This window comes from Phenylobacterium sp., from assembly GCF_030693805.1.
Classification (GTDB): Bacteria; Pseudomonadota; Alphaproteobacteria; order Caulobacterales; family Caulobacteraceae; genus Phenylobacterium.
This window is the reverse complement of record NZ_JAUXZW010000245.1, coordinates 1-10272: the sequence shown is the minus strand read 5'-3', so window position 1 is coordinate 10272 and position 10272 is coordinate 1. Positions and strand designations below refer to the sequence as shown.

Annotated in this window: 11 protein-coding genes; 3 read left to right on the top strand and 8 right to left on the bottom strand. The window is 67.9% G+C overall.

The features are described from left to right. The 5 genes from Q8M88_RS17705 to Q8M88_RS09420 all read right to left on the bottom strand — a co-directional run. A partial coding sequence (locus tag Q8M88_RS17705) for a DUF4440 domain-containing protein (protein WP_371132660.1) occupies window positions 1-160 on the bottom strand: 160 nt, incomplete at its 3' end. Between the two features lie 7 nt (window positions 161-167). After that, window positions 168-2033, bottom strand: a complete 1866-nt coding sequence (gene uvrC, locus Q8M88_RS09435; protein WP_305596709.1) for an excinuclease ABC subunit UvrC — start codon at window positions 2031-2033, stop codon at window positions 168-170. Between the two features lie 466 nt (window positions 2034-2499). Continuing rightward, window positions 2500-3015 carry an acyl-CoA dehydrogenase family protein gene (locus Q8M88_RS09430; RefSeq protein ID WP_305596707.1) on the bottom strand — a complete coding sequence of 172 codons (516 nt, stop codon included), beginning with the start codon at window positions 3013-3015 and terminating at the stop codon, window positions 2500-2502. 15 nt (window positions 3016-3030) lie between these two features. Next, on the bottom strand, window positions 3031-3687 hold the full coding sequence (locus Q8M88_RS09425) for an acyl-CoA dehydrogenase family protein (protein ID WP_305596704.1): 657 nt from the start codon (window positions 3685-3687) through the stop codon (window positions 3031-3033). 112 nt (window positions 3688-3799) lie between these two features. Continuing rightward, a complete protein-coding gene (locus Q8M88_RS09420; RefSeq protein WP_305596700.1) occupies window positions 3800-4459 on the bottom strand; it encodes a TetR/AcrR family transcriptional regulator in 660 nt (219 codons plus the stop codon). A 146-nt stretch (window positions 4460-4605) separates the two neighbouring features. On the opposite strand from Q8M88_RS09420, the gene Q8M88_RS09415 reads away from it, so the two are divergent. After that, entirely contained in the window at window positions 4606-5898 is a 1293-nt protein-coding gene (locus tag Q8M88_RS09415) for a tetratricopeptide repeat protein (protein WP_305596698.1), read from the top strand. 31 nt (window positions 5899-5929) lie between these two features. On the opposite strand, the gene Q8M88_RS09410 is transcribed toward Q8M88_RS09415, so the two are convergent. After that, complete coding sequence (locus tag Q8M88_RS09410) at window positions 5930-7255, bottom strand: PA2928 family protein (protein ID WP_305596696.1); 1326 nt, start codon at window positions 7253-7255, stop codon at window positions 5930-5932. Between the two features lie 126 nt (window positions 7256-7381). Here Q8M88_RS09410 and Q8M88_RS09405 point away from each other — a divergent pair, with 126 nt between their 5' ends. Next, window positions 7382-8368, top strand: a complete 987-nt coding sequence (locus Q8M88_RS09405) for a hypothetical protein (RefSeq protein ID WP_305596694.1) — start codon at window positions 7382-7384, stop codon at window positions 8366-8368. Here the strand turns inward: Q8M88_RS09405 and Q8M88_RS09400 are convergent. Then, window positions 8355-8942: a c-type cytochrome gene (locus Q8M88_RS09400; RefSeq protein ID WP_305596692.1), complete on the bottom strand. Its 588-nt coding sequence runs from the start codon at window positions 8940-8942 to the stop codon at window positions 8355-8357. The two genes, Q8M88_RS09405 and Q8M88_RS09400, sit on opposite strands and share 14 nt — an antisense overlap. A 74-nt stretch (window positions 8943-9016) precedes the next feature. Continuing rightward, window positions 9017-9370 carry a DUF1428 domain-containing protein gene (locus Q8M88_RS09395; protein WP_305596690.1) on the bottom strand — a complete coding sequence of 118 codons (354 nt, stop codon included), beginning with the start codon at window positions 9368-9370 and terminating at the stop codon, window positions 9017-9019. A gap of 159 nt (window positions 9371-9529) precedes the next feature. Here Q8M88_RS09395 and Q8M88_RS09390 point away from each other — a divergent pair, with 159 nt between their 5' ends. Next, a complete protein-coding gene (locus Q8M88_RS09390) occupies window positions 9530-10078 on the top strand; it encodes an RcnB family protein (RefSeq protein WP_305596688.1) in 549 nt (182 codons plus the stop codon). Window positions 10079-10272: the final 194 nt, after the last annotated feature.

Sequence of the window (10272 nt, the reverse complement as noted above, 5' to 3'; positions counted from 1 at the left end):
GCCAGCAGCGGTCGAACCAGGCCTCGCGGTCTATGTGATCGTCGTAGGGGCTGGTGAACCGGAAATCGGGCGCCAACAGCGCCTCGGCCGCCGCGCGATCCTGCTTCATGAACGCCGCATAGAGCGCCCGCGCGCGGCCGATCAGGTCGCCTTCGTCCATACGGCCCTCAGGTCTTGCGGAAGGAATCGAAGATCCGCTGGGCCAGCGGCTGGTTCACGCCCTCGACCTTGGCCAGGTCGTCGACAGAGGCGCGGGACACCCCGCGCGCGGAGCCGAAGGCGTGCAGCAGCGCGCGCTTGCGCCCCGGCCCGACGCCGTCGATCTCGTCCAGCGGGTTCTTCTTCATGTCCATGGTGCGCCGGGTGCGGTGGGCGCCAATGGCGAAGCGGTGCGCCTCGTCGCGCAGGCGCTGCAGGTAGTAGAGCACTGGCGACTTGGGCTCGAGCATGAATGGCGCCTTGCCCGGCATGAAGAACCGCTCGAGCCCTGCGTCGCGGTCAGGCCCCTTAGCGACGCCGACCACGGCGATGTCGTCGACGCCAAGATCGGCCATCACCTCCAGCGCCGCGGCGAGCTGGCCGCCGCCGCCGTCGATCAGCACCAGGTCCGGGCGTGGGGCGGCCTCCCCGGCCTCCTCGTCCTTGACCATGCGGGCGAAGCGGCGGCGCAGCACCTCCTTCATCATCCCGTAGTCGTCGCCCGGCGTGAGCTCGGTCCCCTTGATGTTGAACTTTCGGTACTGGCTCTTTTGGAAGCCGTCGGGGCCGGCCACGATCATCCCGCCGACCGCGTTGGTGCCCATGATGTGGCTGTTGTCGTAGACCTCGATGCGCTCCGGCTGGCCTTCCAAACCGAAGGCCTCGCAGACGCCGGCGAGCAGCTTGGTCTGAGCCGAGCTCTCGGCCATCTTACGGCCCAAGGCCTCTCGCGAATTGGTCAGGGCGTGCTGCACCAACTGGCGCTTCTCGCCCTTTTGCGGCCGGTTGATCTCCACCTTGCGCCCGGCCTTCAGGGCGAACGCCTCGCACAGCAGGTCGCGATCGGCCGGCTCCACATTCACCAGCACCAGCTTGGGGATCGGCTTGTCCTCGTAGAACTGGCCGAGGAACGCGGCCATCACCTCCGGGTCCTCGTCGGACTTGTCGACCCGGGGGAAGTAGGCGCGATTGCCCCAGTTCTGGCCGGCGCGGAAAAAGAACACCTGCACGCACGCCTGGCCGCCCTCGGCGTGCAGGGCGAAGACGTCGGCCTCGTCCAGGGTCTCGGGATTGATCTGCTGTTCCTGGGCGATAGAGGCGAGCGCGCGGATGCGGTCGCGAAGGCGTGCGGCGCGCTCGAACTCCAGTTCCTCGGACGCGGCCTGCATCTCCGCAGCCATGGTCCCCATCACCGACCGGCTCTTGCCGCGCAGGAACGCCTCGGCCTGGTCGACCAGCCCCCGGTAGTCCTCCAGCGAGACCAGCCCAGTGCACGGCGCGGCGCAGCGGCGGATCTGATGCAGCATGCAGGGCCGGGTGCGGCTCTCGTAGACGCTGTCCGAGCAGGAGCGCAGCAGGAACGCCTTCTGCAGGGTGTTCAGCGTGCGGTTCACCGCCCAGGCGCTGGCGAACGGACCGAAGTAGTCGCCGTTGATGCTGTGGGCGCCGCGATGCTTGCGTAGCTGCGGGGCGTCATGGTCGCGGCGGATGACGATCTCCGGGAAGCTCTTGTCGTCGCGCAGCAGCACATTGAAGCGCGGCTTGAGCTGCTTGATCAGGTTGATCTCGAGCAGCAGGGCGTCAGTTTCGGTGCGGGTGGTGACGAACACCATGGTCCGCGTCAGGTCGACCATCAGCGCGATGCGCTGGGCGTGGACACGGCCTTGCGCGTACTGCGAGACCCGCTTCTTCAGCGAGCGCGCCTTGCCGACGTACAGCACCTCGCCGTCCTCGCCGATCATGCGATAGACGCCCGGCCTGTCCGGCAGGCGGGTCACCTCGTCCCTGATCAGCGCCGCGCCTTTCAGCGCCGTTGCTTCGTCCACATCCGACATGGCGCCAGATATAGGCCTGTTCGCCGATGCGTGCAGGGGGAGACGACGATATTGACGCCGGCTCGCGAGCCCGCGCGCCGTCGCTAACCTTCGCCGCTCTGACCAGGAGGTGAACGATGCGACTGACCGCGCCCGCCATTCTCGCCGCCCTGGCGGCAAGCATCGAAACGGCGCATGCCGCACCGGCTTCGCCACGCCTGGAGACCCTGTCCGCGCCTGCCAGCGAAGACGCAGGCGCCCGCCGCTGCACGGGGCCAAGGATGTCTGCGTGGAGATCGCCGAGGGTGGCGAAGGCAAGCCGGCGACGCTGCGCTCGACCTGTGGCGCTCCCCGTCTGCAGCGACTTCACCGAGCCCTGAAAGCTCGGTCGAAGCACGGCGCACCCGATCGTACCGGTGTTCGCCCGACCCCGCGCAACCCGGCGAAAAACCGGGAAGAGCAGACCAGAAGCGACCGCCGCCTGGGATCAGGCGGCCTTGCCGAGCGCGCGCAGGTTCTCGGTCCAGTCGCCCTTGGCCGACGGGTCCAGCTCGCGCGGGAGACCCAGGACGCGCTCGCCGATGACGTTGCGCATCAGCTCCTGGCTGCCCGCGCGCAAGGTGAGCGTCGGGCTGTCCCAGAAGCAGGCGTCCCAGGTGGCTTCGCCGAAAGAGGCCTCCAGGCCGGGGAACGGGCTCTCACCGGCGACCATGCCGGCCTGGCCCTGCAGCTTCTTGGCGAAGTCGAGCAGCCGCTGGTCGTGCGGCGCGCCGATCATCTTGATCGCCGCGGCTTCTGGTCCCGGGCGCTTGGCGTTGAGCTGGTCGCTCATCGCGCGCAGGTTCATCAGGCGGATCATCTCGCCTTCGATGTACAGACGCGCGGCTTCATCCCGCACGCCCGGCTCGTTCAAACGGCCGATCGCCTTGAGGCTGGGGACCAGGTCGCGGGCGGTAGGCTTGGCCTGGCGTTCCAGGATCATCATCCGCTCGCTCTGCAGCATCTGTTGCGTCAGCCGTCAGCCGTCGCCTTCCTGGCCGATCAGGTTCGACACAGGCACGCGGACATTGTCGAAGAAGACCTCGTAGAACAGAGCCTTAAAGTCGCTGGGGTCCTGGTTCATGTTGTAGATCGGGCGCGAGGTTACGCCGGGGCCTTTCAGGTCGATGATCAGCACCGAGAGGCCGGCGTGCTTGGCCGCATGCGGATCGGTGCGGACGATCACGCAGCCGAAGTCCGCGGCGCCGCCGTTGCTCCAGATCTTGACGCCGTTGACCACATACTCTTCCCCGTCCCGAACCGCCGAGGTCCGGAGCGCGGCCAGATCGGAGCCTGCATCAGGCTCGCTCATCATCTGGGCCCAGCGCTCCTCGCCCATCAGCATCTTCTCGAGGAACCGCTCCTTGGCCGCCGGCGTGCCGTGGGTCATCAGCGACGGCCCGAGGTTGGTGGCCGACAGCAGGTTGCCGTTGCGGTGCACGCCCGCGCGGTCCAGCTCCTGGGAGATGATCAGCTGCAGTTCCGGATCGGCGCCCAGGCCATAGGGCTTGGGCCAGTGCGGAACTTCGTACCCGGACTCCAGCAACTGGCGCGGCGTCGGCTTCGGGTTCTTCTCAAGCCATGCTCGCACATCGGCGCGCCGCGGATCATCCATGCTCGGAAAATCGAAGTCCATCGGGTCTCTCCCTGAATGCAGTGGCGGTCGATCGCTCTGCGGCGATCAGTCCCTGTCGGCTCGATGCGGAGATCATCGCCCGGTCGTGCGGAATTGTCTGCTTGAAAATCACTTATCCCGGCGCGAACATCAGGCGCACGCCGTCTCGGTAGAACAGAACCTGGCGACCGAGCATCTCCGGCGCGGACAAAGCCTTGGACAGCATCGCTCCGCCGTAGACGTACATCAGGGCGTTGTCGGCGAGCGCGTCCAGGTCGACCGGCGTGCGCGGCGGATAGGCCAGCGCGATCGCTTCCACCCAATCTCGAAACCGGCGACGCCACGCCAGGACGCCGTCGGTGTTCAGCGCCCAGACCTCGCGGTCGAACGCCTGGTCCTGGAAAGTGATGATCGCCACCAGGCAGCCCGGATGCTGTACGGCGAGGTCGCTCAACGCCTCGGCCAGCAATTTGAGGAAAATCAGATAGCTGTGCAGCGGATCATCGCTCAGCTCGCGCGCACGGCGACTCAGGGTCTCCAGGAACACCTCGTTCTCCGCGCCGTAGCGTTCGAGGATCTGGCGGGCGAGGTCGTTCTTGTCGCGGAAATGATAGAAGAAGCCGCTCTTGGTGATCCCTGCGGCCTCGACCAGCTCCTCGATAGAGGTCGCCGCGAAACCCTTGCGGATCACCGCCTCATAAGCCAGGTCGAGCAGCCGGTTGCGCGTGCGCTCGCCCTTGGACAGCCCGTCCGACTGTACCGACGGTGCAGTTTTCCCCAGCCCCGCGTTCATGGTCGCCCCTCGCTCCGTCGTTCTAACCGGACCAAGCCTTTCGCATCACACCACAATTCGCGATTGCAAGGAACCGACCGCACGCCCGGTAGAGGTCGAGTGCGGCAAGGCGGTATCCATTCGCCCAACACGGATTGGAGAAGACGATGCTTCAGAAAGATCGTTCCGGGCAGGTGTTAACGGGCGCGAGCGCCTTGGCCGCGGAAAAATACCAACAAGCGCTGGACGCCTACTACTGCTACGCGGGCGACCCCATGGGCTGCCTGCAGGCCGCCACCGAGGACAGCCCCGGCTTCCTGATGGCGCATGTGCTAAGCGCCTACCTGTCGCTGATCGGCACCAATGCCGAAGCCGCGGCGGCGGGCGTCGCAGCCTTTGAGGCGGCCGCGGCTCTTCCCGGTTCCGAGCGAGAGCTGGGCCACGTCGAGGCGTTGCGTCGACTGCTGGCCGGCGAGATCGCCGGTGCGGCGCGTACGCTGGAGGCGGTGACCATCACCGAGCCGCGCGACGTGCTGGCGCTGCAGGTCGGCCAGGTGCTGGACTTCCTATTGGGAGACTCGCGGATGCTGCGCGATCGCATCGGCCGTGCATTGCCGCACTGGTCGCGCTCCATGCCGGAGCATCATGCCGTGTTGGGCATGCTGGCGTTCGGGCTCGAGGAGACCGGCCACTACGACCGCGCCGAAGACGCGGGGCTGGAGGCGCTGTCGCTGGAGCGTCGCAACGGCTGGGCTCAGCATGCGGTCGCTCACGTGTTCGAGATGCAGGATCGCCGCGCCGAGGGTGTCGCCTTCATGCGCGCCGACATCGACGCCTGGACCCGCGAGAGCTTCTTCCAGGTCCACAACTGGTGGCACCTGGCGCTGTTCCACCTGGGCCAAGGCGAGGCGCACGAGGCGCTGAAACTGTTCGACGGACCGATATTCCAGGCCCGCTCGGACATGGCGCTGGACCTTGTGGACGCTGCGTCGATGCTTTGGCGGCTGCAATTGCATGGGGTCGACGTCGGCGATCGTTGGGCGCCTGTGGCGGACATCTATGAGGCGAAGGCGATGGGCGGCGCCTACGCGTTCGACGACGCGCACGCGATGATGGCCTTCGTGGGAGCCGGTCGCACCGAAGCCCAGGCCGAGCTCCTTCAAGCCCAGGCGAGGGCGGTTGGCGACAATGTCGGAATGGTGCGCGATGTGGGCCTGCCGGTCCTGAGGGCGCTGCAGGCGTTCGGGTCCGGCGACTATGCGCGCGTGCTGGAGAACTTGCGGCCGGTGCGCAATATCGCCGCGCGCTTCGGTGGCAGCCATGCCCAGCGTGATCTCATTGACCTGACGATGATCGAGGCCGCCTCGCGCGGCGGCGACCAGGCGCTGCACGCCGCGTTGCTGGCCGAACGGCAGGCGGCGCAGCCGCTGGCCCGCAGGCGCTTCCACCAGGCGGCCTGACGATGAAGACGGCCCGTCGCATGGCGGGCCGTCATTTCGCCGCCGGCGCGGGTTCAATGGCGCTCGGCGTCGAGGACGGCGGGATGTCCTCGGGCTTGGTCGCCTTCACCTTGAAGCCGTAGACGCCGATCCTGCCGGTTGCGAGGTCCACGGCGACGAGTTGTGGTGTGGGGTCCGGACGGCGGTCCCTACGGGTCGGCTCCTCGTCGCGATAGCCGTGCATCAGGACCGAGCCCTCGCCTGGCATCACCGAGTCGATCGCGTTCAGCGGAAGGTCGGCGGTCCACGCCACCTTGCCGTTTGGCCCCGAGACCCGCGTCAGCCGCCATCGACCACCCTCGCCCAGCTTGTCACGGTGCAGCACCAGCAGGCCGTCGGGCTTGAACAGCATGATCGGTACGCTGCTGCGACCGTCGGTCAGCAGCCCGCCATAGAGGAACTCAGGACTCTCTGGCAGCGGCGTGAAGCCGGAGTAGGTGGCGCGCGGACCGAGGAACTCCCGCACGCTGCCGCGGTCGGCCCACCACAGGCGCGAGCGGGGATGGTTCTCCGGGTCCGTCCCGCCGATCGCCTGGTTCTTGCGAAAGGTTTCGACCTCCGCATCCGCGAGCAACCCCAGCCAGCGTTTCTGCAGCTGCAGACCGCGGGCCTGGAAGGCGTAGGTTCCGATACCCCCGGCGGTGTAGGCGGGCACGGTCACGCCCGGAGCGGACGGGGCGGGCTTATCCCTCAGGTTGCGCGCGATCCTTGGGGCGGCCACGGCTTTCAGGCCCTCGCCCGTCATGCGCCAGTCCCGACCGTCGGCGGCGGTGAACGCCAGCCCCTGGCCGTCGAAGCGATAGTAGCGTTGCTCGCTGGGGATCACCCCTCGCAGCGGCGGGTTGGCCGCCTCGATCGCGGCGACGTCGGCCACCGGCGCGCCGTCCTTCAGCGCCAGGCCGATCAGCCCCGTGGTCGTCAGCACCCACAGCACCTCGTTCTGCGCGCCCAGCACCGCGCGGCCCATGTTCACACCGCGGCGATCGGAGCTCAGCCTGCGACGCCAGACGGGCTTGGCGTCGCGCGCATCGAACGCCCACACGTCGGTGAGCAGGTCGGTGTAGCTGGATCGGCTCGTGCCTGGGCTGGGACGATAGGTCCGCCACTGGGTGGTGAGCAGATAGACCCGGTCGCCCGCCGGTCCCACCACGCGGATCGGGCCGCCGACCATGCCGGCGGGGCTGGCGATGACCCCGCCGCCGCCGGTGATGAACAGCACGACGCCCAAGCCGATCGCCAGCAGCAGGCCGATCGCCCCGAGGGCGCCCAGCAAGCCCTTCGCCACCGATCCACGTCGCGGCCCTGTCACGATGGGCATCCCGCGCTCTCCCCATTTCCGGACCAGCATTGGGCGAAGGCCTCGGCGTCGCAAGCGGGGTTGGCGGTTGCGGCGGGCTCGTCCAGGGTCGCCGGTGCGGCGAACGGCCGTGGGGGAATCATCTGTATGCGCAAAACGATCACCTTGGCGGCCACGGCGTTCGCCCTGTCCCTGGCGGCCGGTCAGGCCGACGCCGAGACCTTCCCGGTCAAGCTGACCCCGACCTATGCGCAGCTGTTCAAGGGGCACGCCAAGGTGGGCATCCCCACCTACCACCTGAATTTCGTCACCTCGCAGCAGGCGACCGCCGTGGCCGGGATCGGTGCGCGCACCCGTCTGGCCATGGTCCTGGCGGGCGTCGACGAGGCGACCATGCGGCGATTGGCCGACGAGGCCTACGCCGACCTGCGCAAGCAGTTCGAAGCCGCCGGCATCCCGGTGCTGTCGGCCGAGGAGACCTCAGCCCTGGTCGACGGCGCCGGCTTGGAGCGCATCCCCGGCAACGTCGACAAGGGCGGCGGCGGACCCGGCATCACCATCGGCAAGAGCCTGAAGCGCGGCTACGTCACCTATGGCCCCAGCGCCGCGCCGGCGCTGGCCGCCTATCGCACCATGGGCTCGCCGCTGGGCGTCACCGGTTTCGCCTCCATCGGAACCGGCAAGATGGCCATGCCCGCCTGGAACCTCGACGCCAATCTTGTGTCGCCGTCGCTGACCATCGACTTCGCCCAGATGGAAGCCAGCACCGGCTCGGATTTCCTTGGCCGCGCCAAGGCCTCCACCAGCGGGAACATGGCCTTCATCATCCGCCAAGGCTCGACCGTCTCGATCCTCAATCCGATGAACAAGGGCTATGGCGCGGCGCCGGGCGGCATGCGCCCCGACAAGGACGTCGTCTCCGACGAGGTCTTCGCCACTTTGGAAGAGGGTGGCGCGCCGGTGCGTGTCGGTTCGATGACCGCCATCGCCGACGATAATTACCAGATGGTCGCCCGCGCCCGCGGCGACGCGGTGGTGGTCAATCTGCCGGTCTGGGAAGGCCTCGTGCGCGACGCCTACCGCGACTACAACGCCGCCATCGTCTCGGTCGCCGTGAAGATCATGAAGGGCTAGTCGCCGGCGCAGCGGGCGGCGGAGGTAGCAGCTTTAGGCCCTGCTCAGGAGTGACCACCGTCTGGTAGGGCGCCTTCACCGTCTGCGGGCTGCCTAATGCCGGGGAGCGGTGCGGGCTGGGCGGCAGCGACTTCAGGTACAAGGCCACCGACATTGCGTCCGCGTCCGTCAGGGTGGAATAGGTGCGCCAGTTCATGATCGGCGCTAGCACCCGCCCGTCGGGCCGCTGACCGGTGCGGATCGCCGCGACAATCTCGGCCTCGCTCCACTTGCCCAGGCCGGCCTCGGGGTCGGGCGTCAGGTTCGGCGGATAGAAGACGCCCAGTCCCGGCATGTGGAAGCCCACGTCGGCGCCTGCCAGGAACGTCGCCGGCGTCCCTGGCGAAGGCCCGAAGGCGTTGGTGTCGTGGCAGCCGTTGCAGTCCATCACCGCGACCAAGTATTTGCCCCGGTCGACAGACGACTGAGGCTCCGCAACGGCCACTTCGGCGGGCGGCTTCTGTGGCGAGCATGCCCCGAGCCCCGCTGCGACGACCGCAGCCGCCGCGATCCTTGAAAAAACGCCGCCTGTCATGTTCGCCCCTCCAAGCTTCGCCTTGGAGCCAATGAGGGCGCGGGTCCGCCCGGCTGTCAACCGCGCGACTGAGCCTACATCTCGACGATGCTGGTGAAGCCGCCGTAGATCATCCGCTTGCCGTCGAAAGGCATGGAGGCGGCGTCCTGATTGAGGCGGGGATCGGCCATCACCTTGGCGTTGATCTCGTCGCGGGCGGCTTTCGACTCGTAGGTGATCCAGGAGAACACCACCACCTCATCGTCCTTCGCCAGGACGGCGCGGGGAAACGACGTCAGCTCGCCCACCGGCGTGTCGTCGCCCGCGCACTCCACGTACGACAGAGCGCCATGCTCCATCCATACCTCGCCGGCCTTGCGAGCGACGTCGCGATACGCCTCGAGGTTCGCCTTGGGCACGGCGAGCACAAATCCATCGACGTAGGGCATTGCGGTCTCCTTGCGTTGAGACCCAAGGACGTAAGCGTCCTGCCCGATCCGACAACCCCGGAATGCCGCCGATGAACCGACCGTCATCTCGTGGGTTCAAGCGCGGTTCAGGTCCACGCCGCTATCCCTGGCGTCATGACCGATCGAAAGGATCACCCCATGAAACATCTGCTGTACGCCGCCGTGGCGCTCGTCACCGCTGCAGCGCCCATCGCCGCTTCCGCCCAGGGCTATGACTCCCGGCAGGAACGCCGAGAAGACCGCCAGGAACGGCGCGAGGACCGCGGCGAACTGCGTGAAGACCGCCGTGACGCCCGGCGCGACGGCGTGGTCACGCCCGCCGAACGCCGCGAGCTGAATCGCGACCGTGCGGAAGTGCGTCAAGGCCAGCGCGAGGCGCGCTTCGACCGCCGCCGCGCCGAGACCTGGCGCGACCGTTCCGAGTGGCGCGCCTATCGCGGCGCCCGTCAGGGTTACTGGTATGCGCCCGGCTATGGCTATCGCCCGATGGCCCGTCACAACAATCACCAATGGCGGCGCGGGGCCTATGTGCCGACGAGCTATCGCAGCTACTACGTCCAGGATCCCTACTACTACGGCCTGAACGCGGCGCCGCGCGGCTATCGCTGGATCTATGCTGACGGCAACTTCGTGCTGATGGCGCTGACCACCGGGCTGATCTCGCAGATCATCACCAACGGCTACTAGGCGTCTTTCGCCCGTCGCGGCCCCCGGGTCGCGGCGGGCGGAACCTTGAGCGTTGGCGCGGCTTTCGCTCTCGACCAACCAGCGAGGCGCACGATGAGCATTTTCGGCAAGATCATGGACAAGATCTTCCACCGCAAGCCCGCGGAGGCGCCGCCCGCCGCAGCGCCCAAGCCTTCCGCGCCGCCCGTCGCCAC